Annotated in this window: 26 protein-coding genes and 1 tRNA gene; 10 read left to right on the top strand and 17 right to left on the bottom strand. The window is 67.7% G+C overall.

All coding sequences use genetic code 11. The features are described from left to right. Positions 1-67 precede the first annotated feature (67 nt). Positions 68-1105 carry a DNA cytosine methyltransferase gene (locus CPZ00_RS03535; RefSeq protein WP_096389657.1) on the top strand — a complete coding sequence of 346 codons (1038 nt, stop codon included), beginning with the start codon at positions 68-70 and terminating at the stop codon, positions 1103-1105. 180 nt (positions 1106-1285) lie between these two features. On the opposite strand, the gene CPZ00_RS03540 is transcribed toward CPZ00_RS03535, so the two are convergent. The 3 genes from CPZ00_RS03540 to CPZ00_RS15275 form a co-directional block, all read right to left on the bottom strand. Continuing rightward, complete coding sequence (locus CPZ00_RS03540) at positions 1286-1855, bottom strand: hypothetical protein (protein ID WP_096389658.1); 570 nt, start codon at positions 1853-1855, stop codon at positions 1286-1288. Beyond that, entirely contained in the window at positions 1852-2220 is a 369-nt protein-coding gene (locus tag CPZ00_RS03545; protein WP_096389659.1) for a hypothetical protein, read from the bottom strand. The genes CPZ00_RS03540 and CPZ00_RS03545 overlap by 4 nt, the downstream gene beginning before the upstream one ends. Positions 2221-2293: 73 nt before the next feature. Continuing rightward, positions 2294-2482: a hypothetical protein gene (locus CPZ00_RS15275; RefSeq protein WP_157744170.1), complete on the bottom strand. Its 189-nt coding sequence runs from the start codon at positions 2480-2482 to the stop codon at positions 2294-2296. A 57-nt stretch (positions 2483-2539) separates the two neighbouring features. Here CPZ00_RS15275 and CPZ00_RS03550 point away from each other — a divergent pair, with 57 nt between their 5' ends. Further along, positions 2540-3376, top strand: a complete 837-nt coding sequence (locus CPZ00_RS03550) for a hypothetical protein (protein WP_096389660.1) — start codon at positions 2540-2542, stop codon at positions 3374-3376. A gap of 136 nt (positions 3377-3512) precedes the next feature. On the opposite strand, the gene CPZ00_RS03555 is transcribed toward CPZ00_RS03550, so the two are convergent. From CPZ00_RS03555 to CPZ00_RS03590, 8 genes are all read right to left on the bottom strand, one after another. Continuing rightward, positions 3513-3587 (bottom strand) — tRNA-Val (locus CPZ00_RS03555). 140 nt (positions 3588-3727) lie between these two features. Continuing rightward, positions 3728-3994, bottom strand: a complete 267-nt coding sequence (locus CPZ00_RS03560; RefSeq protein ID WP_096389661.1) for a DUF7553 family protein — start codon at positions 3992-3994, stop codon at positions 3728-3730. Positions 3995-4281: 287 nt separating this feature from the next. Beyond that, positions 4282-4815: a cob(I)yrinic acid a,c-diamide adenosyltransferase gene (locus CPZ00_RS03565; protein WP_096389662.1), complete on the bottom strand. Its 534-nt coding sequence runs from the start codon at positions 4813-4815 to the stop codon at positions 4282-4284. Next, positions 4812-5051, bottom strand: coding sequence for a glutathione S-transferase N-terminal domain-containing protein (locus CPZ00_RS03570; protein ID WP_096389663.1), 240 nt, complete (start codon positions 5049-5051; stop codon positions 4812-4814). The genes CPZ00_RS03565 and CPZ00_RS03570 overlap by 4 nt, the downstream gene beginning before the upstream one ends. Before the next feature lie 126 nt (positions 5052-5177). Further along, positions 5178-5888: an ABC transporter ATP-binding protein gene (locus CPZ00_RS03575; RefSeq protein ID WP_096389664.1), complete on the bottom strand. Its 711-nt coding sequence runs from the start codon at positions 5886-5888 to the stop codon at positions 5178-5180. Positions 5889-5972: 84 nt separating this feature from the next. Then, positions 5973-6941, bottom strand: a complete 969-nt coding sequence (locus CPZ00_RS03580; RefSeq protein WP_096389665.1) for an ABC transporter ATP-binding protein — start codon at positions 6939-6941, stop codon at positions 5973-5975. Further along, positions 6938-8617 (bottom strand): branched-chain amino acid ABC transporter permease, encoded by a 1680-nt coding sequence (locus tag CPZ00_RS03585; RefSeq protein ID WP_096389666.1) that lies wholly within the window; start codon positions 8615-8617, stop codon positions 6938-6940. Before CPZ00_RS03585 ends, CPZ00_RS03580 begins: the two co-directional genes overlap by 4 nt. Position 8618: 1 nt before the next feature. Further along, positions 8619-10037, bottom strand: a complete 1419-nt coding sequence (locus CPZ00_RS03590; RefSeq protein WP_096389667.1) for a branched-chain amino acid ABC transporter permease — start codon at positions 10035-10037, stop codon at positions 8619-8621. A 271-nt stretch (positions 10038-10308) separates the two neighbouring features. On the opposite strand from CPZ00_RS03590, the gene CPZ00_RS03595 reads away from it, so the two are divergent. Together CPZ00_RS03595 and CPZ00_RS03600 are read left to right on the top strand one after the other, a co-directional pair. After that, positions 10309-11670 (top strand): ABC transporter substrate-binding protein, encoded by a 1362-nt coding sequence (locus tag CPZ00_RS03595; RefSeq protein WP_096389668.1) that lies wholly within the window; start codon positions 10309-10311, stop codon positions 11668-11670. Between the two features lie 109 nt (positions 11671-11779). Next, positions 11780-13048 carry a hypothetical protein gene (locus tag CPZ00_RS03600; RefSeq protein WP_096389669.1) on the top strand — a complete coding sequence of 423 codons (1269 nt, stop codon included), beginning with the start codon at positions 11780-11782 and terminating at the stop codon, positions 13046-13048. A 60-nt stretch (positions 13049-13108) separates the two neighbouring features. Here CPZ00_RS03600 and CPZ00_RS03605 read toward each other — a convergent pair whose 3' ends face one another. The 4 genes from CPZ00_RS03605 to CPZ00_RS03620 form a co-directional block, all read right to left on the bottom strand. Then, positions 13109-13507 (bottom strand): acyl-CoA thioesterase, encoded by a 399-nt coding sequence (locus CPZ00_RS03605; RefSeq protein ID WP_096389670.1) that lies wholly within the window; start codon positions 13505-13507, stop codon positions 13109-13111. 79 nt (positions 13508-13586) lie between these two features. After that, the gene (locus CPZ00_RS03610; RefSeq protein WP_096391581.1) at positions 13587-13892 is read right to left on the bottom strand and encodes a cupin domain-containing protein; all 306 of its coding nucleotides are present in this window, start codon (positions 13890-13892) and stop codon (positions 13587-13589) included. A 5-nt stretch (positions 13893-13897) separates the two neighbouring features. Continuing rightward, on the bottom strand, positions 13898-14341 hold the full coding sequence (locus CPZ00_RS03615) for a cupin domain-containing protein (RefSeq protein WP_096389671.1): 444 nt from the start codon (positions 14339-14341) through the stop codon (positions 13898-13900). A gap of 200 nt (positions 14342-14541) precedes the next feature. Next, positions 14542-16017 (bottom strand): CoA-acylating methylmalonate-semialdehyde dehydrogenase, encoded by a 1476-nt coding sequence (locus CPZ00_RS03620; RefSeq protein WP_096389672.1) that lies wholly within the window; start codon positions 16015-16017, stop codon positions 14542-14544. Positions 16018-16196: 179 nt separating this feature from the next. Here CPZ00_RS03620 and CPZ00_RS03625 point away from each other — a divergent pair, with 179 nt between their 5' ends. The 3 genes from CPZ00_RS03625 (at position 16197) to CPZ00_RS15550 (ending at position 18566) form a co-directional block, all read left to right on the top strand. After that, the gene (locus CPZ00_RS03625) at positions 16197-17528 is read left to right on the top strand and encodes an aminotransferase family protein (protein ID WP_096389673.1); all 1332 of its coding nucleotides are present in this window, start codon (positions 16197-16199) and stop codon (positions 17526-17528) included. 253 nt (positions 17529-17781) lie between these two features. Beyond that, complete coding sequence (locus CPZ00_RS03630; RefSeq protein WP_096389674.1) at positions 17782-18291, top strand: Lrp/AsnC family transcriptional regulator; 510 nt, start codon at positions 17782-17784, stop codon at positions 18289-18291. Between the two features lie 110 nt (positions 18292-18401). Beyond that, positions 18402-18566: a DUF7838 family putative zinc beta-ribbon protein gene (locus CPZ00_RS15550; RefSeq protein ID WP_172861767.1), complete on the top strand. Its 165-nt coding sequence runs from the start codon at positions 18402-18404 to the stop codon at positions 18564-18566. Between the two features lie 455 nt (positions 18567-19021). Here CPZ00_RS15550 and CPZ00_RS03635 read toward each other — a convergent pair whose 3' ends face one another. Beyond that, positions 19022-20095, bottom strand: a complete 1074-nt coding sequence (locus tag CPZ00_RS03635) for a succinylglutamate desuccinylase/aspartoacylase family protein (RefSeq protein WP_096389675.1) — start codon at positions 20093-20095, stop codon at positions 19022-19024. A gap of 158 nt (positions 20096-20253) precedes the next feature. On the opposite strand from CPZ00_RS03635, the gene CPZ00_RS03640 reads away from it, so the two are divergent. The 3 genes from CPZ00_RS03640 to CPZ00_RS03650 all read left to right on the top strand — a co-directional run bounded on the left by CPZ00_RS03640 (position 20254) and on the right by CPZ00_RS03650 (position 24962). After that, entirely contained in the window at positions 20254-21432 is a 1179-nt protein-coding gene (locus CPZ00_RS03640) for an alpha-1 4-glucan-protein synthase (protein WP_096389676.1), read from the top strand. 38 nt (positions 21433-21470) lie between these two features. After that, on the top strand, positions 21471-22667 hold the full coding sequence (locus tag CPZ00_RS03645) for an extracellular solute-binding protein (RefSeq protein ID WP_096389677.1): 1197 nt from the start codon (positions 21471-21473) through the stop codon (positions 22665-22667). Between the two features lie 162 nt (positions 22668-22829). Continuing rightward, positions 22830-24962 carry an ArnT family glycosyltransferase gene (locus CPZ00_RS03650; protein ID WP_233255160.1) on the top strand — a complete coding sequence of 711 codons (2133 nt, stop codon included), beginning with the start codon at positions 22830-22832 and terminating at the stop codon, positions 24960-24962. 28 nt (positions 24963-24990) lie between these two features. On the opposite strand, the gene CPZ00_RS03655 is transcribed toward CPZ00_RS03650, so the two are convergent. Next, a complete protein-coding gene (locus CPZ00_RS03655; RefSeq protein WP_096389678.1) occupies positions 24991-26226 on the bottom strand; it encodes an inorganic phosphate transporter in 1236 nt (411 codons plus the stop codon). Positions 26227-26233 lie beyond the last annotated feature (7 nt).

Here is a 26233-nt window from a genome sequence, read left to right on the forward strand (position 1 = left end):
ACGCGAGCGCTTAACTATCGCCACGACGAACCGGTGAAGGTAACTCGACTTCACGAGAGGATCCCGTATGCCCACGTCCGACCTCGATCCCGGTGACGTCCACGTGCTCGATCTCTTCTGCGGCGGCGGCGGCCTCTCGGAGGGATTCCTCCGGGCCGGCTACGACGTCGTCGCCGGCGTGGACGTCAGCGAGGACTTCCTCGCGACCCACGAGCACAACCACGAGGACGCGCTGGCGATCCGGGCGGACCTCGCGACGGTCGAGCCCGCCGAGTTCTTCGCGACGCACCCGATCGACCCCGACGCGATCGACGTCGTCATCGGCGGCCCGCCGTGTAAGGGGTTCAGCATCGCCGGCCACCGCGACCCCGACGACGATCGCAACTCCCTGGTCGGCAGCTTCATCGACTTCGTCGAGTTCGTCCAACCGGCCGTCTTCGTGATGGAGAACGTCCCCGGGATCACTTCGATGGAGGACGGCGACACCCTGCGGTCGATCCTGGCGGGCTTTGCCGACGCGGGCTACGAGAAGACGCGCTACGAGACGCTGAACGCCGCGGACTACGGCGTCCCACAGACGCGCCGCCGCGTGATCTTCATCGGCCGGCGGGACGGCGAGCAGCCGACCTATCCCGAGCGCACCCACGGCCCGGCCGAACAGACCACGCTCACCGGCACCCGGCGCCAGTCCTACGTCACCGTCGCGGACGCCATCCTCGACCGGGATCTCGAGGGGCTCCCGAACACCGAGACCACGGACCACTCCGCGGACATGGTCGACCGGATCGCCGACGTCGAGCCCGGCGAGAGCCTCTATGAGAGCTACGGCGACAGCTGGCGCCGACTCGAGCCCGACGCGCCCGCGTTCACGATCAAGGAGAACCACAACGCCCCGTTCATCCACCCCGAGAAGGACCGCGTCGGGACCGTCCGCGAGTGTGCCATCCTCCAGTCGTTCCCCGACGACTACGTCTTCCAGGGCGCAAAGAGCACGCAGCTGAAGGTGGTCGGCAACGCCGTCCCCCCGGGGCTCGCCAACGCCGTCGCCGAGGCCATCGCCGCAGACGTCGCCGCGATGCGACGCGCCGAGCCCGTCTCGGAGTAGCGGCGGGTCGCCTCACGCGGGAGAGGGAGACCGGTCGGACCCGCCAAACGACAGCGATACCTCTCCAGCCGGCCGCGACACTCGGCGAGCCAGCGACCGTCGCGGTGGACTCAGAACGGCCGAGGACTGTCGAGTGTCGTCGCCGGCGCTGGGTGTTCGGCGTCGCCACTCGGTGCCCGGTTACTCGTCGAGACGCTGGAGCAATTGCGTGACGTAGGGGTTGTTCTTCCAGCTCCGATGGGGGCTGATCGTCGTGATCAGCGTTCGAGCCTCCTCGTGACTCAGATGGCCGTTGCGAGCGTAATCGGCGATGAGCCGTGGTGTCGGAACGATCCGTGGCCCTTGCAGCACGGCGTGAATCAGCGGAAAGTTCGTCCCGCCGAACTCGTCGGTGAGAAACCCGTCGACGGCGAGCGCGTTCGCGAGGACGATGCCATCGGTTTCACCGTCATCGAGGCCAAACGTCGGACGGGAGTCCGGTGTGTCCTCACGCTTGTAGGGGTCTTCAATCGTGTAGTAGCTGCGGGCCGCGAGGACGTTGTTCGCAGCCGCGACGTGGCTGTCCTGGTACTGCGTGATGCCGCGGAGTTCCGCGACCACTTCCGGCGGCACGAACACCTCACACGAGGTGAGCAGATACTGGAACGGGTCCGGGACGTCGGTTTCGACGGCCGCGTCGGCTCGGGGAACCGCGAGACTGACGAGCGCGCTGGTGTCGGCGACGACCGTTCGCAGCCGCCGGCCGCTCATCGCTCGTCGTCGGCTGCGGTTTCAACCGCCGTCGCGTCGCCATCGTAGACGTCGAGGTCGTCGGGGGTAGCGAGATCGAGTGGTTCGTCCTCGAGATCCGCTTTGAGAAGACGGAGGCGCTGGGCGGTCTCGGCGCCGACCAGCTGCTTCACCGTCTCGAACTCGAGTTGGTCGTCGTAGTACTTCGTCGCGACCAGCTCCTGAAACGTCTCGTTATCGGCCGTGTCTTCGATGTACTCGCGAATCGCCTCGACAAGCAGGTCCGTCCGATCCGTGTCGAAGAGCTCCGCGATCGCATCCAGCCGGTCGACCAGATACTCCGGTGACTGGAAATGGACCCGTCGCGGATCGTCGCTCGCGCTCATTCTATGTGCAAGTTCTGCACATAAAGAAATAACCGTTTCGGTGGATGCACGGATAGTGCACATCAGTCGGTGATCACCTCGCCGCGTTCACGGCGACGACATCGGTGGTGGCCGTTGTGAGGCCGGCGGCGTGGCGGTCAATGCCGGTGTCGATACGGTCGCAACGGTTGTCGTTGATTTCGCGGGCGTCGTTCCACCGTGGTTGCTCGTCCTGCGTGATGCGACGGCGAAGTCCCACCCATCGCAGGTGACGTGATCGCACCGTCGGGGACCTCCCCCTCCAGAAACACTTACTGAAGCGGCGTGCTACCGTCCGGCAATGTCCTCCACCGACCGCCTGACGCCGCAGCGTCGGGACGCGCTGCGTGCCGTCATCGCGCTGGCGCTGCTCGCCGGGCCGCTGTGGATTCCCGCTCTCCACCTCGGTGACCCGACCTACCGGTACGAGCGGGCCCAGATCACCGACGACGGCTCCGGTGTGGCCTTCGAGAACGAGTCGGCAGTCCCGGCCGGCACGATTCTGAGCGAGGAAATCGCCTGTGCAGGCACCTCCTCCCGTGCGTGTGCTTTTGAGCGCCATCTGGCACGAAACAACACCGTTCTCACGCCGATCTACTCCAGTACCGCCGGCACGGGAACGAGCTCCTTCGCCGTCGCGCCCGACAGCTACGACTACGTCCAGATCAACGGCACGGTCTACGAGGCCACCACCGTCGCGAACCGTTCGCGCGTGTACGTCGTCGCAAACCGCACCGTCTACGAGAAGGGGGAGGCCCCGGAAGATGCCGACACCAGCGGCGATCTGTACCGGGTGGAACTGTCACACCGACAGGCACCACCCGCCGAGGTACTGTTCCGTGTGTCCCGTGACGTCGACACGGTTCCGTCTCCGATCGCGCAGGCGGCACGTACCGGCACCGGGGTGGCCCACCGCGACCTCGACGTTCCGAAGACGCCGATCCGAACCGCGGAGGACACCTACTACCGGGTCTTCCGCGCCGGACAGAACGAGACCGGTGGACACGCCTGGCTGGATACGATGCTGACCATCGGAACGCCGATAGCGGGCCTGATCATCCTTGTCCGCCTCCGGCGTCGCGTCGAAATCACTCACGTCGGCACCGCCGATCCGGACGATCAGGACGGCCCGTCCTGATAGCCACGATATGTGAACTACCCCACCCTACTCGCTCACCGCTGACGCGGTTTGCTCCTTGAGGAAGGGGACTTAGCGCCTAATTCAGTTCAGTTAAATGAATCTCGCAGCCCTGTGATTTCCATATGAAAGGTGATGGGCTGGCCAAGATTTGAACTTGGGGCCTGCTCCGTGTGAAGGAGCCGTCATAACCGGACTAGACCACCAGCCCGCTATCGCTCGCTAGCCGGCGTTCCGACTTAAGGATTGCCTTGTGGCGCGACTCATCGGTGCGACGCCGCCCGCGACCGCCCCACGTCCGGCGACGGACGTCGACGAACGGACGACCCGAAAAAACCCGGTTCCCGATCCCTATGCGGCGTCGCCGTCGCCGCGGGAGCCGCGGACCATCTCCCGAAGGGACGCCGCCGTCTCGCGGGCCGTCTCCGCCGCGCGCTCGCCGGCCGCGACCAGGTCGGCCCGGCGCGACTCGAGCCACGAGGGCTCCGGCTCCTGCTCGACGCCCGCCAGCTCGCGTGCCCGTTCCGTGACCGGCTCGAGTTCCTCCTTCACGCCCGCAGTCGTGTGGTCGATCGCTCGTCCGAGGTAGTATCGTGCGTCCTGGAAGTGCTTGCTCATACCCACCGATAGGACGCCGGAGGATATAGTCCTTGTGGAAACAACAGAACCTTTCCAGAACGACGGAACCTTTTGTGGACGACGGAATCCGTCGGAGAAGACGGGACCTGGTAGCGACGACGGAAAGACGACGGGTCCGTTTTGAGAGGACGGAACATCGTTCGCGGGAAGACGTCGAGATCGTGGAGTGATACGGGATGAGGTACGGGATGAGATACGGGATGAAAACGAAACGGGGACGGTCCGGGCGCAGTCCCGCCGTCCGGCCCACGACCTCGCCTCGGATCTCAGTACGTCGGCGACTCCTCGGGCTCGTCCGCGCGGGCGTTCACCACGCGCGCGAGCGTGAACAGCGCGTCGGAGAGGCGGTTCAGGTACGCGAGGACGGCCTCCTCGACCGGCTCCTCGCGGGCGAGCGCGACGGTGCGTCGCTCGGCCCGCCGAACCACGGCGCGGGCGTGGTGCAGCCGCGATCCCGCCTCGCCGCCGCCCGGAAGGATGAACGACTGCAGGGGCGCCAACTCCTCGGAGAGGGCGTCGATCCGGTCCTCCAGCGCCGCGACGTGCTCGTCGGTCACCCGGGGATCGTCGGGATCGGGGTCGGGATTCGCGAGGTCCGCCTGGACGACGTGGAGGTCGTTTTGCACCTCGGCGAGCGTCTCGTCGACGTCGGGATGGCCGGTCGGCCGGACCGTCCCGATCAGCGCGTTCGCCTCGTCGACCGTGCCGTAGGCCTCGATGCGGGGGTCGGTCTTGGAGACGCGCTCCATCGTCCGGAGGTCCGTCTCCCCGGCGTCCCCGCGTCCGGTGTAGATGGTCACGCCAGCGTCCGCTCCACGTACTCGAGGATGTTCGCGCTCTCGGCCATCGTCACGCCGCGCTCGTCGTCGACGAGCACCGGGACCGCGCGTTGACCGCTTACGCGTTTTACCTCGTTGCGCTTCGAGTGCAGCCCCTCGACCCACTCGGTTCGATACTCCAGGTCCGCCGCCTGCAACGCGTCGTGGACCTTCTCACACCACGGACAGCCCTCCAGGGCGTACAGCGTCAATGCCATACGCGCCGTTGGGCCCGCGTCCCCATCAAGCTCCCGCCGACCTTCCGCGGCGGGACCCGACCCCGCGATGCGACTCGCGACCGCCGCGGCGCGTCCGGCGCAGCCACCGCCCGACTCGCGACTGCCTTAGGCGCCGCCGAGGTACAGCTCCATCACCTCGTCGCTCTCGAGCAGCTCCGTGCCGGTCCCCTCGAACCGGTTCTCGCCCATATCCAGGACGTAGCCCCGGTCGGAGACGCGCAGCGCCTGCTTGGCGTTCTGTTCGACCATCAGGATCGCCGTCTCGGTCCCGTCCCGGATGTCGACCAGCCGGTCGAACATGTCGTCGACCAAATCGGGCGCCAGCCCCGCGGAGGGCTCGTCGACGACCAGGAGGTCGGGGTCGACCATCAGCGCCGAGGAGAGCGCCAGCATCTGCTGTTGGCCGCCGCTCATCGACTCGGCCCGCTGGTGTTTCCGCTCCTCCAGGATCGGGAACCTGTCCCACACCTCCTGGAAGTCCGCCTCGGTCACCTCGTCCTCGATGTACGCGCCCATCTCCAGGTTCTCCTTGACCGACAGCGTCGGGAAGACGTTGCCCCGCTGGGGGACGTAACACATCCCGAGCTCGCTGACCGTGTCGGCCCGGCGGTCGGTGATGTCCTCGCCGTCGAACCGGACCGTCCCCTCCCAGCAGTCGATGAGCCCGTAGATCGCCTTGAGCAGCGTCGACTTGCCCGCCCCGTTGGGGCCGATGATCGTCACTATCTCCTCCTCGTCGGCGTCGAGGTCGACGCCGTGGAGGATCGTCGCGTCGCCGTATCCGGAAACCACGTCCCGGGCTTCGAGTAGTGCCATATGTGTGTCGTGTCTCGCCGTGTTGGTTACCTCTTCCCCCTGTGCGTCGGATCGTCCCAAACGGGGCCGGACCGGGCCGGCCGGTCAGTCCACGCCGAGGTAGGCGTCGATGACCGCCTCGTCCTCCTGGATCGCCTCGGGGTCGCCCTCGACGAGGACGTCCCCCTCGCTCATCACGATGATGGTGTCGCTCAGGTTCATGATGACCTCCATGTCGTGCTCGACGATACAGAAGGTGTAGCCCTCGTCCCGAAGCGTCTCGATGCGGTCCATCAGCTTCCGGGTGAGCGAGGGGTTGACCCCCGCGACCGGCTCGTCGAGCAGGATGACCTCCGGCTCGATCATCAGCACCCGACCCAGCTCGAGCAGCTTCCGTTGGCCGCCCGAGAGGTTGCCCGCGCGCTCGTCGCTCACGTGGTCGAGCTCCAACAGCTCGAGCATCTCGCGGGCCTGCTCGCGGACCGCGACCTCCTCCCGTTCCATCAGGTCCCGGCGCAGCCAGGTGTTCGCCAGGTTCTCGCCGGCCTGGCCCTGCGGGGCCAGCATCAGGTTCTCGAGGACGGTCATCTCGGTCAGCTCGCGGGTGATCTGGAAGGTCCGGACGAGCCCCTCCCGGGCGAGCATGAACGGCCGGCTGTTGGTGTGGCCCTCGCGGGACTGCCGGACCCGTTCCTGGCCGGCGTAGAACCCGGCTCCCAGGCCCGCACCGACCGCGAGCGTCCCGAGGCCGCCGACGGTGCCGAGCCCGAGACCGGCGACGCCCGCGATGCCGCCGATCGTCCCGGCGGTGATCGCCGAGGCGCCGCCCCAGATGACGCGCTCGTCGCGGCTGGGCTCCATCAGGTCCTGGAGGTCCTCGTCGCGGAACCGGACGGTGCCGCCGTCGGGCTCCTCGAAGCCGCTGATGAGGTTGAACGTCGTCGTCTTGCCGGCGCCGTTCGGCCCGATGAGGCCGGTGATCGACCCCTCCTCGATCCCGAACGTGGCGCCGTCGACGGCGGTGATGCCGCCGTAATGCTTCTCGAGGCCGTCGACCTCGAGGATCGTCGTCATGAGTCGCTCACCCCCGAGGAGTACTCCTCACGGCCAAGCAGCCCGTCCGGCATGTAGTACAACACGATCAGGAACAACACGCCGACCACGACGAGCCGGAACGCGAGGACGTTCACCCGCAATGCGGGCGGGAAGAAGCCGGCCAGCTGCGTGGTGGCCTGCTGGAACGCCCAGTAGAGCACCGCGCCGAGCAGGACGCCCTTGTTGTTGCCGACCCCGCCGACGAAGACGATGAGCAGCGCGATGAAGGTCGTCTCGGGGGCGCCGGTCCGGAAGGTGAGCCCCTGGGAGTACATCGCCCACATCGCCCCGGCGAAGCCGCCGAGCGCCGAACCGATCACCATACTCTGGACCTTGTAGACGAACGGGTCCTTTCCGAGCGACTTCACCACCGCCTCGTCGTTGCGGATCGCCCGCAGGACGCGGCCGAACGGCGACTGGACCGCCGCCTCCAACACCGTGTACAGCGCGCCGAGCGACAGGAGGAACAGCGCGAGCTGGAACCGGCTGTAATCCAGTTGGACGGTCACGTCGCCGATGACCGCGATGGAGTAGCCGATCCCGGCGCTGCTGCCGAACTGGAGGAACCAGACCACGTTCTGAAAGAGCGTGCTGAGCACGCCAGCGACGTCCCCGGACCCCAGCGGACCGAGGACCGGCAACAGGACGTACCAGATGCCGACGAACCAGACGCCGCCGAGTCCGATGACGGTCAGCTTGACGTCCGCGACCCAGTCGTAGGACGTGATCGCGTAGTAGTAGGCGTACACGAGCGCACCCAACAGCGCGAGCGTCCCGACGATCGAAACCGAGATCCGGTCGACGATCGGCAGCGGCAGCAGCGCCACGAGCAGCCCCGTCCCGAACCCGACGCCGAGGGCCAGTTCGCGGCGCGCGAGGCCGGCGTAGTGTTGGCCGATCCCCACGAGCACCACGAGCCAGCCGTAGACCGAGACCAGGACGCCGACGACCAACACGAGGGAGGCACCGAGCAGCAGGCCCGCCGATATCACGGCCGCGATCAGCCCCGCGACGCCGGCCACCGCGAACCGGGAGCCGAGGAGGCCGGCGGCACGCGTCCCGAGGCCGAACGTCGTGACCGCGTAGATCCGGTCGAGCGGCAGCCGGGAGTCGTGCTCGCGCTGCAACGACAGCGCCGCCGTGGCGACCGTCCAGACGACGAACACCACGAGCGCGAACGCGACCGCACCCACGACGGTCCCCGGATCGATCGGGAAGAGCCCCTGGAACGGCGGGGAGTACCCCCGGAGCGCGTCCGGCCCGTTCGCCAGCCAGCTCTCCGACTGGACGACCCGCTGGAAGATGACCGAGATCCCCAACAGCGTGATGGCGAGGTAGTCCTCGCGCAACCGTATCGTCGGCAGGGCCACGAGCCCGCCGATCACCCCCGTCAGTATCGTCGCGACGATGATCCCGAACGCCCAGGTGCCCACGAGGGGGACGTCCCCGAGTCCGATGACGTAGTTGGTGAAGTCGGCCGGGTCGTCCGGCGGCAACACGAACAGCGCGGAGGTGTACGCGCCGATCAGGAAGAACCCGACGTGGCCGAAGTCCAACAGCCCGGTGTGGCCGAACTTGACGTTCAGCCCGAGCGAGAGGACGCCGTAGATGGCCACGAGCAACGCGAACGAGACGACGACGTCGGAGACCGCCATCTCAGTTCCCCCCCACGATGCCTTCCGGCTTCACGAGCAACACCACGAGCAACACCACGAACGCGACCGGGATGCGGTAGGTCGCGCTGAGCCCGGGAATGGCGAAGATGCCGACCTCCATCGCCAACCCCACGGCGTAGCTGCCGAGGATGGCGCCGTAGACGTTGATCCCGCCGAGGATGACGCCGGCGAACATCGGCAACAGCAGGTTGAACCCGAGGTTGATGGAGAGGTTCGAGAAGAGGAACCCCAACAGCACGCCGCCGAGAGCCCCGAACAGGCCGGCGATGATCCAGACGGTCATCATCACGCGCCGGGTGTTGATCCCGCGAACCATCGCGAGGTCGCGGTTGTCGCTCGTCGCCCGCATCGCCTTCCCCAGCGTCGTGGCCCTGAGCAGGTAGTGTAACAGTCCCATCATCACGAGCGCGGTCAGAATGATGCCGATCCGGAGCGGGGACGCGCGAACGCGGGTGGCGTACCACGCCGTCTCGGGGATCGCCCCGGGAGCGAGCGCCGTTCCGCCGACCACGACCGTCGCGACCACGGCGAGCGCGGCCGCGAGCCGCCCGCCGATGACCCCCGCGGTGTTGGTCCGCCACCGGTAGGCCGCGACCCCGAGGACGGCCGCGACGGCGACGACCGCGGCGACCTCGATCCACGAGTAGGAGAACGTCGCCAGCGGGATCTCGTTCCCCCCGCGCGTCTCGCGGATCGAGAGCGAAAAGCCGTTGCCGGCCACGAAGAAGTCGAAGAACTTCGCGAACGTGATGTCGAGCTGCCGTCCCGCGAACGGGATCGTGGTATCCACCTGGTAGGACCGGATCTCCCCGCCGAAGATCGTCTGAACGCCGAACCGAACGATGAACGCCACGGCCAGCGAGGCGATGAGCAGCATCGCCACCGAGGCGTCCTTCGCACGGAACTTCCGGAAGACGAGCGACTCCATCAGCGGGACGAGCGCACCCACGACGACGACCGCGAACAGCAACGCCGCGAGGAACGACGGCGTCCCGGTCACCACGAGGACGCCGACGCCGGCCGCCGCGAGCACGTGTATCACGACGGCCACCGACGGCGGGGCGTCGATCCCCCACCAGCCCCCCTTCAGGGCACGTCTCCCCCCGAGGTGATACACGATACCTAACACACCAACGACCGAAACCACGAACAGGAACGCCATCCCGCCGATGCCGACCCCGCGCGTGTCAGTCGCGAGGGCACCGAACCCGGGCACCGTGCCGGGCTTGTTCACCAACAACGCCGTGTAGGCGCCGAGCGTCAGGAGATCGCCGTGAGCGAAGTTGGGCACGTCGCCGATGTCGTACACCAACGCGAGCCCGATCGCGCCGAGCGCAACGATGCTCCCGGTGACGATCCCGTTCGATATCGCGTTCAACAACCCCGTTTCGACTGCCATGGATGCCATCTCATACCGCAGTACCTATACGATTATGGTATTATTCATTGAATATACATTTAATTATATATTATATAAGATCAAATATATACCGGAGCCGCCGAGATCGGTGATCTGACGGGTATCCAGGGGAAAATACACCGACGGATCGGTCACACTCCACCGCGCTTCGTTCGCATCCGTGCGGTTATCGGCAAAAATGTATTGTAAATATCCCCCACGCCGAGCACATGGTTTAATTACACAGAAGGCCGAAACCGTTGAATGGGCCATGTCATCGTACAACAGACGAGAGACGCTCAAGCGACTCGGCGCCGCGGCCGGCACCGCCGGCGTCGTGTCGCTCGCCGGCTGTTCACAGCAGGACGGCGGTAACGGCAACGGCGGCGGGAACGGTAACGGCGGCGGCAACGGCAACGGCGGCGGCAACGGCAACGGCGGTGGAAACGGCGACGGCAACGGCGACGGTAACGGCGGGGGTGGCGGCGATCCCATCCAGTTCGGGACGCTGTTCCCGATCACCGGCACGAACAGCGCCTACGGCGGCGGCCATCAGCAGGCCGCGAACCTCGCGATCGAGGAGATCAACGCCGCGGGCGGCCCCCTCGACCGGGAGATACAGGTGACCAACCGCGACACCGAGGGCGACCCCGCACGGGCCGGTCAGAAGTTCCGGACGATGATCAACGAGCAGGGGATCGTCGGACTCGTCGGGCCGTACTCGAGCGGCATCGGGACCACGCTCGCGCCGATCGCCAGGGACAACCGGGTGATGGAGGTCTCGAACGGCAACACCTCGCCGGCGCTGGCGACGGCCGGGATCAACGATAGCAACGGCGTGAAGTATTACGGTCGGGTGTCGCCGAACGACACCCAGCAGGGACTGGTCGTCGCCCGGATCATGAACCAGACGCTGGAGGCCGAGACCGCCTCGTTCCTCTACGTCGACAACCCCTACGGCGAGGGGCTCGCGCAGGTCGCAAGCGAGAACTTCGACGGCGAGACGCTCAACATGGTCGGCTACGCCCAGGAGGCGAGCGACTACACCTCGACCCTCGATGCGGTCTACGAGGGCGACCCCGACGTCGTCGGCGCGGTCATGTATCCGGGCAACGGCGAGACGATCCTCAACCAGTGGAACCAGGGCGGCTACGGCGGCCAGTGGGTCGCCGCCGAGGCGATCTGGTCCCCGGACCTGCTCTCGCGGCTGTCCGACATCGTCGAGGGGATGTACATCACCTCCCCGCAGACGGCCGACAGCGAGACGTTCCAGGAGAACATGGGCGGCCAGGACCAGATCACCCAGTTCGCGCCCCACGCCTACGACGCGACCTACCTCGAGGCGCTGGCGCTCCAGCGCGCCGGCGAGTCCAGCGGCACGGCGATCGCGGAGAACATCCGGGCCGTCTCGCGGCCGAACGACGGGGACACGACGATCGGCGTCGCGGAGTTCCAGGCCGGCAAGGATGCCCTCGCGAACGGCGAGGCGATCAACTACGACGGCGCCTCCGGCAACGTCGACCTCAACGAGAACCTCGAGCCGGTCGTTCCCTACCGGATCATGCAGGTCGAGGACGGCGAGGCCGTGCTCCAGGAGGAGGTGCCCGTCTCCTACTTCGAGGGGAAGATCTGATCGGCCGACCCGACCGGCTCCGCCGAACCGGCAGACCCGGCGACTCGGCGACCCGGCGACCCGGCGACCCGGCGACCCGATTTTTAAGTCCCGACCGTGAACGGGCGGTATGGTCGAGCTGGAAACGGAGTGGCATCCGTCGACGAAGCTGAACGTCATCGCCGGCGAGCTGGATTTCACGGCCGTGGACCCGCTTCCGGACGGCGTGACCCGGGACGAGATCGAGGAGAACTGTTACGCGCTGCGGACGCTGTACGGCGAGTACGTCGACGAGATCGTCGCGGAGACGACGCTGTCCCGGCGGGAGGCCCAGACCTGGGTGCTCACCCGACTCGTCCACGAGGGCGCCGATCGCCTCTCCTACGAGGCCGTCGGCCTCTACATCTGGGCGATCGGCCGGTCGACCGACGGCGACCCGCTCTCGCGGACGATCGTCACCGACTACGCCGAGCGCGCCGCCGAGAAGGTCCGCCGCGCCGAGGAGACCGTCAAGCGGACCGGCCCGCCGCCGTATCCCGACGACTGTTACGAGGAGCCGGCGCTCGTGTGGCTCGAGGGGGCAGCCGCCGACCGCCTCCGCCGCCGCGCGGGCCCCGAGGAGACGTACGGCGACCTCCTCGAGCGGCTGCTCGACGAGACGCTCGCGTCGATCACGATGGCCGACCTGATCGAGACCTACCGCGAGGCCGCCGGCAGCGAGTACGTCGCCGTCGAGACCGTCTATCCGAACTGGGACGAACACCTCCGGATCGTCGCGCACGCACCCGAGAACGCGACCGAAACCGCCACACCCCCGGCGGTCGCCGAGGCGGACGCAGTGACCGTCGACGGGGTCCCGATCCCGTTCCGGATCGAGGAGCGCGCCGAGCCACGACGCGAGCAGTCACATCTCGCCGTCTACGACGCGGCCGAGGGGATCGATCCCGAAACCAGGATCGACCGACTCCGGAAGGCCCTGGCCGCGGTCGAGGGGACCCTCCCGGAGGTAGTCGAGCGCGTGCGCGAGGCGGGCGGCTGCGCGCTCGCGGTCGCGAACGAGCCCGCGGGCGCCGGCGCGCATCTCCACCCCGTGTTCCCGGGGCTGGAGGGCGCCGATGCCGTGGATGCCGACTCCGCCGATGCCGTGGATGCCGACGCAGCCGCCACCGACCTGCCCGAGGACGGCGGACTCACACACCTGGAACGGATCGATCTGGACGACCGGACGCTCGCGGTCGGCCGGATATCGCCGACGACAGTCGCCGAGTACGGGACGCTCGCCGGGGAGACGACGCTGCTGTGGGCGGCGCCCGGCTTCGAGCCGGGGGCACTCGAGCTGCCGGACGACCCGGTCGAGGGCCGCGAGCGGTTCCCCGCGGCGGTGCTGCGGACCGCCTGAAGTCGGGCCACGAGGAACGGACGGCCTGAAGTCGGGCCGTGAGGAACGGAACGGCGGACGCTACAGGTCGTGATATTCGCGGATCGTCGACCGCCAGTCCTTCGGGAGCGGGACGGACTCCCCGGCGTCGGCGTCGTAGCTTACCTGGACGGACTCCGCCTCGGCGGCGACGCCCGCGTCGGTGGCGATCGTGTACGTCATTGGGACGCTGGCGGTGCCGATCTCGGGGACGCCGATCTCGACGGTCACGGCCTCGTCGTCGAGATCGATCGGGGCGCGGTAGTCGATCGAGAGGCTCGCGAGCACGGTCTCCACCGCCGAGAGGTCGCGACCCAGCACCTCCCGGAAGTAGGCGGCCCGTGCCTGCTCGAGGTAGGTCGCGTAGACCGCGTTGTTGACGTGGCCCATCGAGTCGACGTCGCGGAACCGGACCGCGATCTCGGTTGTGAACGTGCTCATAGCGGGCCCTCGTCGGGGAGCGGTATGTAGCCATCGGCCGCTCGCCGCCGATGGGGGAGACGGTCCGTGAAGCCGGACGTCAGTCCTCGGACCGGGGCGCCAACACGAGCAACGCGGTGCTGTCGGCCCTGGCGACCGGGGAGATGTCCTGATCGCCGTCGAAGTGGGCGACGTCACCGGGTCCGAGCTCGTGGATCTCGTCGTCGAGGTGCAGATCGATCGCGCCCTCCAGGAGGTACGCCACGATCTCCCGGTCGGGATGGCTGTGCGGGGCGACGCGCTCGCCGGACTCGAGCCGCAGCCGGATCGTCTTCGGCTCCGCGCTCGGGAAGGCGTTCGCGTGGGGCGCGCCCTCGAGGTCGGCGAGGGACCGGATCGTCGCCACCGGGATCACCGCCCTCCGTCGCCACGACCGGCAGCACCGGCCCCGTCGTCGCGACTCCCCGCATCCGTTTCCCCGCCGTCCGGATCGAACTCGCCGCGTTTGAGTCCACGGCGGACCGGATCGTGTTCCGCGTCGGTCGGCGGCGGGGACGTCACCAGCAGCGCCTCGAGCCGGCCGTCCTCGTCGGCCCGGATCCCGCGGTCGACGTCCGCCTCGACCGTGACGACGTCCCCGGGTTCCACGCGATGCTCGCGGTCGCCCTCCCTGACGAGACCGGTTCCCGACCGCACGCTCACCACGAGGTCGCTGCCCGGCGCGTGGACCGGGATGAACTGGCCGGGTTCGAAGAAGCCGCAGACGACCTTCGTCCGGTCGGTGCGGAACGCTCCTTGAGCACTGAACCGGTTCTCGTCGTACTGCCGCTCGGCGTCGAAGTCGATCGCGGGCATTCACGCCACCTCGGTCGCGCCGTCGCCGGTTACTCCCGATTCGGTCTCGTTCGGACGACGTCCTGTCTGCATACGCTCGAGGAAACGGTCGCCGCTCGGGTGTACGTTCGCACGAATATATTCCGGTCAGGCGGGCGGTCAGGCGGCCGGACAGCCGGGCGGGCGGCGGCCGGTCCCGACGCGGTTGCGACCCCCGACGATCAGGCGTCGGGCCAGCGCTCGATGTAGATCGTCTCGTCGGTATAAAAGCGGACCACGTCCTCCGCCTGCGCGTGGAGGTCGCCGAAGAACGAGTCCTTCCGGCCGCCGAAGTGGAAGAACGCCATCGGCGCCGCGGTCCCCGCGTTCACCGCCAGGTTGCCGGCCTCCGCGCGGTGGCGGAACCGCCTGGCGTCCGCGCCGCTGCCCGTGAACAGGCTGGCGGCGTTGCCGAACTCGCTTTCGTTCAGAACGTCGATGGCCTCCTCGATGCCGCTCGCGGGCAGCAGGCCCAGCACCGGTCCGAAGATCTCCTCGCGGGCGATGACCATGTCCGACGTCACGTCGCGGAACACGCACGGCCCGAGGAAGTTCCCGCCCTCGTGGCCCTCGACGGTCACGTCGCGGCCGTCGTGGATCAGCTCCGCACCCTCCTGGACGCCCGTCTCCACGTAGTTCCGGACGCGCTGCTCGTGGTCCGCCGAGATGAGCGCGCCGATCGTGGTCCCCTCGTCGAGGCCGTTTCCGACGACCTGTCGCTCGACCTCCTCGCGGACGAGGTCCACGAACTCCTCGTAGACCGACTCCTCGACCACGGCGACGTCGTTGGCCAGACAGCGCTCGCCGCCGCAGGCCAGCGCGGAGCCGACCGTCTTCTCGGCGGCGAACTCGAGGTCGGCCGATTCGGTCACGATCACGTGGTTCTTCGCGCCGCCCTGCGCCTGGACGCGCTTGCCGTTGGCCGCGGCCGTCTCGTAGATCGTCTCCGCGACGGGCGTGCTGCCGACGAACGAGACGCCCTCGATGCCGTCGTGTTCGAGGATCGCGTTCACGGTGTCGACGCTCCCGTGGACGAGCTGGACGACGCCGTCCGGAAAGCCGGCCCGATCGATGAGGTCGAAGAGGTACTCCGCGGTCAGCGGCGTCTGCTCGCTCGGCTTCAGGATGAACGAGTTGCCCGTCGCGACCGCGTACGGGAGGAACCACAGCGGGATCATCCCGGGGAAGTTGAACGGCGTGACGGCGGCGAAGACGCCGAGGGGTTTCCGAACCGCGGTCTCGTCGATGGCCGGTGCGGCGTTCTCGACGTGGCCGGCCTGCATCAGCGTGGGGATCCCGCAGGCGGTCTCGACGTTCTCGATGCCGCGTCGCAGTTCGCCCTTCGCCTCGCCGACGGTCTTGCCGTGCTCCTCGACGAGCAGCGCCGCGAGGTCGTCCTGATGCTCCTCGAGCAGCTGCTTGAGCTCGAACAACGGCTGGATTCGCTCCTCGACGGGGCGCCGGTGCCATTCCTCGAAGGCGTCCTGCCCCGTCGTGACCGCCTCGTCGACGTCGCCCGCCGAACTGTATCCGACGCGCGCGATCGACTCCCCGGTCGCCGGGTTGGTGACGTCCTCCCCGTCGGCGGCCGGCGTCGTCCACTCGCCGTCGACGTAGTTCCGTACCGTGCCGTGCTGAAGCTCCGTCTGGCTGGACATGCGTTCGTCGTCGAATCGGCGCCGAGCGTTATAAGCGTTCCCCGTTCTCCGGAAGACGTCCGCCAGATAGCGAATATTCAGGACGAATTCCTTCTTTATTTTTCTCTCTTGGATATTATATCCCGAAACGTCATTTCGTGCAAAGATTAATCAAACATACGCGCGTAGCCGGGCACAGTATGTCCGAGCGATCCGCCGCCGAGCTGAACGAGATCGAACGGCTTGACAAGGACCACGTCCTCGGCACGTGGTCGTACCAGAGCGAGGTCAGCCCGACCCAGATCGTCGACGGGGACGGCGTCCGCTTCACCGACGCGGACGGAAACGAGTTCATCGACTTCTCCGGACAGCTGATGTGTTCGAACCTCGGCCACTCCGCCTCGCGGGTCTCCGAGGCGATCGCCGAGCAGGCCGCGGACGTCCCGTACGTCGCGCCGAACTACACCACGGAGGCACGCGCGCGCCTCGGCGAGAAGCTCGCCGAGATCACGCCGGGGAACCTCTCGAAGACGTTCTTCTCGACCAGCGGCACGGAGGCGATCGAGGCCGCCATCAAGATCGCGAAGTTCTACACCGGGAAGGACAAGATCGTCTCCCGCTACCGCTCGTATCACGGGGCGACGTACGGCTCCATCAGCGTCACCGGCGACCCGCGCCGGCTCGCGGCAGAACCGGGGATGCCGGGCGCGATCAAGGCGCCGGACCCGTACGCGTACGGCTCCACGATGGATCCGATGGAGAGCCTGGAGTACATCGACGAGATGCTGATGCTCGAGGGGGACACGGTCGCGGCCGTCCTCGTCGAGCCCGTCGTCGGGTCGAACGGGATCCTCGTCCCGCCCGCGGAGTACCTCCCGCGGCTCAAGGAGATCGCCCACGACCACGGCGCGCTCCTCATCTGCGATGAGGTGATGGCCGGATTCGGCCGGACCGGCGAGTGGTTCGGCAGCGACGTCTTCGGCGTCACGCCCGACATCATGACGATGGCCAAGGGGCTCACCGGCGCCTACCAGCCGCTGGGCGCGACGGTCGTCACCGACGAGATCGCCGCCCACTTCGAGGACGAGATGCTCACGCACGGGCACACGTACGCGGGCCATGCGGTGGCGTGTGCCGCCGGCGTGGCCGCCATCGAGACCTACCAGGAGGAGAACCTCATCGAGCGCGCGAGCGAGACGGGTGAGTACCTCGAATCGCGGCTCGAGGACCTCGCTGACGCGCATCCGAGCGTCGGCGATACCCGCGGCGTCGGGCTGTTCCGCGGGATCGAGCTGACGAAACATCCCGAAAAGCGGGTACCGTTCGGCGAGCGTGCGGACAAGCTCGCGAAGGGGAGCACGGTCGTCGACGAGGTCGCCGCGGCCGCCGGCGAGCACGGAGTGTACGTCGCGAACATGATCAACACGCTGATCATCGCGCCGCCGTTGACGATCACGGAGGCGGAGATCGACGAGGCGATCGACGCCCTCGACGCCGCCCTCGAGGTATCCGACGACGCAATGGTTGCCTGATCGGTGGCGGTTCGAGCGTCGCCGGATCCTGGCGGGCGGGGGTTGGACCGGAGCAGCCAGGAATCACCCGTTCGAAGCAGCCAGGAATCACCCGTTCGAAGCGGTCGGGGACCATCCGTTCGAGGCGCCGTCCTGAACCCCTAGTTCGTATAATATCCTATTTAAGATCCATAGTTAATGGAATATAGAACGTTGTTTCACAAAAGAGCCCTTTCATCGGAAGTATTTATATATCCGCGCGGCAAGCACGGATATGACCGACGCGAACGGCGGCGCCTTCGACGAGATGGACATCGAGCTCCTGCGGTGCGTCGAGTCCGACTTCGACGTGAGCCTCGACGCGCTCTCCGAGGAGCTCGACCTCTCGAAGTCCGCGGTCCACTACCGGTTGAACAAGCTGAAGGACCGCGGCGTCATCGAGGGAGTCACCGCGGACCTCGATCCGCTCTCGTTCGGGCTCGACATGGTCGCCATCACCGAGGTCTCGGTGACTCACGAGCAGGGCTACTCCGAGAGCATCGGCGCCGACCTGGCCGCGCTTGCGGGCGTGGAGCAGGTCTATTACACGATGGGCGACGTCGACTTCGTGGTGATCTCCCGCGTCCAGGACCGCACGCAGATGAACGCGGTCATCGAGGAGATGGTTGCCGTCGACGGCGTCAACGAGACGTCCTCCCGGTTCGTGATGGACGAGATCACGAGCCGTCCCCGCGTCATCGACTCCATGCCCGAGGCGGCCCGGACGAGGGTCGTCGAGGAGTGACCGCCGTCGTCATTGTATATCGCGGCTTTCGGTTTATACCGTGTGACCGTGCCGACGGCCGGCGCAGCTGACGAACAACGGTTAAGCAACCCGAGTGACTACCGACGCGTATGGCTCTCGAACGATCGGTGGCGTGTCCCCGATGTGAGGAGGAACAGTCGTTCTACCGAACCGCGGCGATGACGCTGCACCTGGGCGAGAAGCAGAAGTGGCGGTGTCCCGAGTGCGAGTACGGGTTCATCGCGATCAACGGGATCGACACCCTTCCCGCCTGACTGCCTGACGTCCGAGTCGGCGGCCGCATCCGTGAACGGCGGATCGTCGGCCGACGGATCGTCGACTGGGTCTTCGACCGACGAGCCGCGATCGACGGACTTTCGACCGACGAGCCGCGCTCGGCGAGCATTCGGACGGGGGGCCGATCGACGGCCGTCAGCCGGAAGTCGCGGCCGGCAGCCGAAACGGTGAGGAGTTCTTCGATGGCGTGTTCGCGACGAGATGTGACTCCGTGCCGGAGTGAGTCGAACGCCCGGCGGGGAGCGACCGATCGCCGGCCACGGAGCGCCCGCTTTGGAGGACGCACGCACCGACCCGCATCGATCACGTCGACGAACGGGATCATCGCGGCTCCCGGCCCCGGGCGGAGCTTCGGGGTCGTCCGATCGGAGACCGAGTCGGAAGGACCGATAAATGATATGTCGCAATATCAAATCCCGTACTCGGCGGGATCTCACTCCGCTTCCTCGCCGTCACCCATCCACCGAAGGCCGAGCAGCCGATAGCCGTCGAACTCTCCACGGTCGATTTCCGCCTCGATCTCGGCGTGCGTCTCCGAGTCGATGCGTGCAATATGACAGAGCGGATGGCCCGGGAGCGCGACCGGGTTTTCGAGAACGCCGACCAGAATCCCGGTGAAGGGTGCCTCGACGACGTGTTCCTCGGTGCTGAAGTGGTCGCTGATTGTGCAGATCGCCTCGCCCTCGTGGACGAGCGGCGTCGGCCCCCACTGCATCTCGACGAGGCCGCCCGTGTTCGCGCGCAGCCACCGCTTTTCCTGATCCCCGCCGAGGATCTTCTGCCAGTGGGGCCGCTCGACCTCGGCGTCCGGGCGGACGTCGTATTCGGCGAGGACGCTTTCGACCCCCGAAGCCGCCTTGTCGATGAGCGGTCGCTGAAACCGGTGGGCCTTTCCCATCTCGACCGTGATCGTCGGAATTCCGTCGGTCGTGGCGACCGACCGCAACGACGTTTCGTCGCCGTCCCCGGAGAGGATCACGTTCGTACCGAACGCCTGCGCCAACCGTTCGACCTCGGGGTTCGACATGTCCGCGCGGGCGTGATACATCGTCGTCCGGTTGCGCGTCGAGGTATGGAAGTCGATCCCGAGGTCACACTGGCTGATGAACCGCCGATACACCTGATACGCCATCCGCTCCGCGGTGTTGCTCCGTTCCTTTCCCGGGAACGACCGGTTGAGATCCTGGTCGTAGATCGGAATGTCCCGCTGTTGGGCGAGATAGCCGGGCACGTTCACGACGTGGAGGCACACGAGCGTTCCGTGCAGATCCGCCGGATCGTACGTCGCAGCCACCTCCTGCAGGACCTTCACGCCGTTCAGCTCGTCTCCGTGGATCCCCGCGGTGAGAAACACCGTCGGGCCAGCTGCGTCACCGTTGATGATCGTGACGGGCATCTCGACCGGATCGCCGAGATACGTTTCCCCGATCTCGTAGCGAACGTGTCGCTTCTCTCCGGGCTGGACTTCGGCATCGTAGCGAAACGGTTCCGGGGCTGGATCTCCCATACCGCCCCTCTCGTCGTGCGTCTCGATGAAACCCCCCGTTCCTGCGTAACGAACGATGATTCATGACCGGGACGAAACCCCGACGGTCGATCGGACGGGACCGAGGCGCGTTCCGATCCCGGCACATTCTTTAGGCTCCCCTAAAGAGACGGGGACGAATGACTCAGGACATCTGCGTCGTGGTCCCGACGATCCGGGAGTACGAGTGTATGCGGACGTACTTCGAGAACGCGCGCGAACACGGGTTCGACCTCTCGCGGCTCCACGTCGTGCTCGTGACCGAGGACTTCTGCGAGACGGACGCGATGGCGACGATGCTCGAGGAGGAGGGCGTCTCCGGCGAGGTCTTCGACGGGACGCGCCGCCAGGAGTGGTACGAGGAGCAGGGGATCGCCGAGTACGACCACCTCGTGCCGGCGGCCAGCCACGCGGAGACCAGCTTCGGGCTCCTGTATATGTGGGCCCACGACCGCTTCGAGTACGGCTTCTTCATCGACGACGACACGCTGCCGGAGCCGGAGGACGACTTCTTCGGCCGCCACATGGAGAACCTCGCGTTCGAGGGAGAGGTGGAGTCGGTGTCCTCCGACACGGACTGGGTGAACGTGCTCCACCAGAACGACGACGAACACGGCCTCTACCCGCGCGGATACCCCTACGCCGCGATGGACGAGACGGTCGAGACGGCGACGGAGACGGTCGACGACGTGGTCGCGTCCCAGGGACTGTGGACCAACGTGCCCGACCTCGACGCGGTCCGGATCCTGATGGACGGCGACCTGCAGGGGCAGGCGCAGACGCGGACGAGCCGGTCGGACTTCACCGGCGACTTCGTGGCCGCGGAGGGCAACTACCTGACGGTCTGCTCGATGAACCTCGCGTTCAAGCGGGAGGTCATCCCGGCGTTCTACCAGCTGCCGATGGACGACAACGAGTGGGACGTCGGCCGGTTCGACGACATCTGGAGCGGCGTGTTCCTCAAGCGGGCCTGCGACGTCCTCGGGAAGACCATTTATAATGGGTACCCGCTGTGTGAGCACAACAAGGCGCCACGCTCGACCTTCGACGACCTGACGAACGAGGTCGCCGGGCTGGAGCTCAACGAGCACCTCTACGAGATCATCGACGACGTCGGCGGTGACGCCGAGACCTACGCGGACGTCTTCGCGGCGATGGGACGGGAGCTCGCGGCGGGCGACTACGAGTCGTACAACAACGGCGCGTTCTTCAACTACGTCGGCGAACACATGTGCGAGTGGGTCGACTGCCTGGACGCGCTCAACGGCGTCGACCGGTCGACGGGATCGCAAAAACCCCGGACCGCGGCGGAGAACTGAACCGACGGGTATTTATTGATTTAGGCATACCTAAAAATATGAGCGAAGACGATATCACGGACGACCGTTCGACGACCGGGCGACTGACCGACCGGCGACGGTTCCTCGCGAGCGCCGGAACGCTCGCCGCGGTCGGGATCGCGGGCTGTACGGGCGGCGGCAACGGCGGCGGCAACGGGAACGGCAACGGCGGCGGCAACGGAAACGGCGGCGGCAACGGCGACTCAGATCCCGGCTCCGACGTCGGACAGATCGGATCCGGGAGGGCGGGACGCGACGCGCCCGGCGGAACGCCGATGGCCGAGATGCCCGATCTCGAGGGCGAACTCACCGTCTACTCCGGGCGCGGGGAGTTCCTCGTCGGCGAGCTGGTGAGTTACATCAACGACCTCTACGACGACTTCGATCTGACCGTCCGGTACGGCGGATCCACGGACCTCGTCAACCAGATCGCCAACGAGGGCGCCGGGACGCCCGCGGACGTCTTCTACTCGGTCAACGCCGGGTCGCTGGGCGCGCTGGCGGACGCGGGCCACGCCGCGTCCCTCTCGAGCGACGTCACCGACCTCGTTCGCGGGGAGTTCCACACCGAGAACTGGATCGGAACGTCGGGACGAGCGCGAACGGTACCGTACAACACGAACGCGCTCTCCGAGGAGGACCTCCCGAACGACATCATGGCGTACCCCGAGGAGTTCGACGGGGACCTCGGCTGGGCTCCGCGGTACGGCTCCTGCCAGGCGTTCATCACCGCGATGCGGATCATCGAGGGCGAGGAGGCGACCCGCGAGTGGCTCCAGGGCGTCCTCGACGCCGGCATCCAGGAGTATCCCGACGAGTTCGCCGCCTGTCAGGCGATCGCCGACGGGGAGATCGACGCCGCGTTCACGAACCACTACTACATCCAGCGCGTGCTCGACGGGAATCCCGGGGCACCGATCGCCACCTCCTTCACGGAGGGCGACGCGGGCGCCGTCTTCAACGTCGCCGGCGCGGCGGTCGTCGAGGCGACCGACCAGGCGACGCTGGCCGAGAACTTCATCCGCCATCTCCTGTCGGCTGAAGCACAGGACTACTTCGCGCGGTCGACCTTCGAGTACCCGCTGATCCCGGGCGTCGAACCGATCGGCGACCTGCCGACGATCGACCAGCTCGACGTGCCGGACGTCGACCTCGCACAGCTGTCCGACCTCGAGGCGACCGTCGACCTGATGCGCGACGTCGGCGCGCTCTAACCCGGCACCCGGTCCGTGTCGTCTCCGGTTCGAACCGCGATCCGACGCGTTCGCAGCGCGCTTCAGCGGCGGCTCCGGTCACGGATCCGCCGAGCGGCCCCCGAAACGCTCGCGGCGCTGGGCATCGCGGCGATCGCCGGAACCGCGGTGTTCGCCGTCGCGATGACCGTCTTCGCGTATCACTCCAGCAACCACGACGAGGCGGTCTACCTCCAGCAGGCCGCGATGCTGCTTGAGGGACAGCTCGCGCTGTATCCCGGCGACCTCGCCGACGCGTTCCATCCCTGGTTCTTCATCGAGGACGGCGGCCGACTGTATCCCAAGTACTCGCCGGTACCGGCGGCGATGTACGCCGTCGCGATGGCGGTCGTCGGCGAGCCCCGCATCACCCTCGCTGTCGTCGCCGCAGCCAGCGCCTTCCTCGTCTACCGACTCGGCTCGATGGCGGCGGACCGCCGGGTCGGCCTCGTCGCCGCGGTCGTCTTTGCCGCCGCACCGCTGTCGCTCGTGACGACGGCCGTTTTCCTCCCGTACGCACCCACGGCGGCGTTGAATCTCCTGTTCGTCGTCTCGTACCTGTACGGGGTGCGTGACGGCTCGCTTCGGTGGGCCGGCGTCGCCGGGATCGCGATCGGGCTCGCGTTCTTCGCGCGTCCCTACACGGCGGTGTCGGTCGCAGCGCCGTTCGTTCTGCACGCGCTGGTGACGACGCTCCGAGCCATCGACCGTGAAACGCTCGCGGCGATCGGGTCGCGGTCGGAACCGCTGCCGAACGTGGTTCGACGGAACCTCCTCACCGGCACGTTCGGGATCCTGTTCGTCGGGATCACGCTCGCGTACAACGCGCGGATGACCGGCTCGCCGCTGGTGTTCCCCTACGCGGCGTTCGCTCCCCTCGATGGGCCGGGCTTCGGGCGACGGCGGATCCTCGGCCATTCGATCGAGTACACGCCGGAGCTGGCGGTCCGCGCCAACGGCTACGTGATCGAGTACTTCCTCACGCGGTGGATGACCGCGGGCGGGATCGGAAGCGCAGCCGCGCTCGGCGGGCTGGCGATCGCGGCGCGCCGATGGTTCGATCCGGATCCGGACGCCGGGTTTCGCCGGACCGCAAGCGGCCTGCTGGCCGGGGTTCTCGTGACGGTTCCGCTGGCGAACCTCGCGTTCTGGGGGAACTACAACGTGCTCGCGACGATGAGCGACCCGACCGACGGGCTGATCTCCCAGTTCGGGCCGATCTACTACTTCGACGCGCTCGTCCCGCTGTCGGTCTTTGCGGCCCTCGGCGCCGTCGTCGGCTGGCGTCGGCTGTCGGGGCGCCTCGCGAAGCTGGCCGCGTCCCGGGAGTCGGATCGGGCCGCACGGGCCGCTCGCGTGCTCGCCGTCGGGCTCCTGGTCCTCGGCGTGGTGCTCGCGGGGACGGTCACGGCCTCGCTCGCGTCCGCGCCGCTCGAGCGCAACGCGGCCTACGCCGACAAGTACGAGGCTGCTTACGAACCCATCGAGGCGGCCGAGTTCGAGAACGACCTCGTCTTCGTCCCGACGCCGTACGGGGAGTGGCAGAACCACCCCTTCCAGTACCTCCGGAACGACCCCGGCTTCGACGGTCCGGTGGTCTACGCGCTCGACCGGGATCCGGTGGCGGATTTTGCCGTGATCGAGGCGTATCCCGACCGGGAATATCGCCGGTTCGCCTATCAGGGCGAGTGGACGGGAGATCCGGACCGACACGTGATCCCGAAACTCGAGTCGTTGGACGTTCGGCGCGGGACATCGCTCGCGGCCGCCACGACCGTCGGCGTTCCCGACCGCGTCTCCCGGGCGCGAGTCCGCCTCTCGAGTGAGACCGCGGGCACGGAGTACGTCGGCTACGGGGTGACGGATCCGGAGGGGTCGCTGACGGTCGACTGGCGGTTGACGCCCGACGGGATCGAGCTGCCCGGCGCCGGCCCGGACGCGTCCGCCCCGGGAACGGTCCCGATCGGCGAGGACGCCGAAACGGTCGTCCTCACGATCACGCTGGTCCAACCCGACGGCGGGACGCTCACGTATCGACAGGAGGCGACGGTTCGACCGGGCGAGGACGGGGCAGCCGGCGGCGGAGCGGACGGCGGTGGAACGGCCAGCGACGGTGACGCCACGGGCGACGGGACGGTCGAGGTGATCTGGCCGCCGGAGCGGTCGGTCTGTCCGCTGGTCCGGGAGTGTGGGTCCGAGGGCACGTACATCCCGGACGATCCGGACGCGCACCTTGACGGCGTGGCGTTCGAGACGTCGGTCACGGTCGACGAATGACGCTCCGGGTACCGAAACCGTCCGGCTCTCAAAGCGCCGGCACGGCCCGGAAGACGACGTAGGACCCGATCGTCGCCGCCACCGGGACGGCGTTCTGGAGGAGGACGACGCGGGCTGTCGTGCTCGGCTTATATAAGTCGGCGACGCTGAGCGCGTCCACGTCGTCCGCCGCCGGTTCCGCGATCGTATCGTCTGCCGCCGGTTCCGCGGCCGTGGTCGGCATCTCATCAATGGACGGGTCGGCCTCGACGGCACCCGGCGCGTCGGCGCTCTCGACGGGTGCGCCGAGCGCGGCCGGACGTTCGGTCTCGGTCGGCGTGTCGGGCAGCTCCTGGAGCCGCGTGGCGCGTCCCCAGCCGAGTCCGACTATGCTCATCGTGGCGATGACGACGAACGAGGCCGGGATCCCGAGCGCCGAGAGCCCGACGACCAGCGCGGAGGTGACCAGCGAGACCACGAGCGCGGCGGTCAACGGCAGCTCGGTGAGGTCGTTGCCCATCGTCTCGAGGGTCCGCCGGCCGAGCGTGAACGCGCCGACGCCCATCGCGAGGGCGGCCAGCAGGACGCCGGCGTTCATCGAGAGGTCGCCGCTGCCGACCAGCGGGGCGACCGCGTTGGCCACGTTCGAGGCGCCGGCCGAGAAGGCGTTGAGACACGCGATCGCGATGACGACGACGGCGCCCAGCAGTTCGCGTGTGGTCGCTGACGGGGCGGACCGAATCGTGGGGATCCGACCCGATCGGTCGATCCGGGCGGGAAACCCGCCCGTGCGGTCGATCGCGAGCGTCGCCGCGAGCCGGTCGTACCAGTAGCGCCCGACGACGGCGCTGACCCAGAAGCCGACGATCGGTGCCACCAGCCACCAGGCGACGATCTCGAGGGCGACGCCCCCGTTGAGGGTCCCACGGGCGATCCCGAGCCCCGCGATCGCGCCGACGGCGGTCATCGACGTCGAGGCCGGCACGCCGAAGAGGTTCGAGACGAACAGCGCCCCGCCGACGAACAGGAGGACGACGATCGACGTCTCCAACGTGAACGGGTTCCCCCGGAGCAGCCCCGCCCCGAGGGTGTCCACGACCCGGCGGCCGATCGTCCAGCCGCCGCCGAGGACGAAGACCGACATCAACGCGCCCGCGCCGACCTTCGAGATCAGGCCGCTGCCGACGGCCGGCCCGAACGCGACACCGGTTCCGGAGCCGCCGATGTTGATCCCGACGAAGGCGGCGACGACGATGCCGACGAGGAGGAGCACCTGTTCCGACACGGCCGAC

It is taken from the genome of Halopenitus persicus (genome assembly GCF_002355635.1).
Lineage (GTDB): Archaea > Halobacteriota > Halobacteria > Halobacteriales > Haloferacaceae > Halopenitus > Halopenitus persicus_A.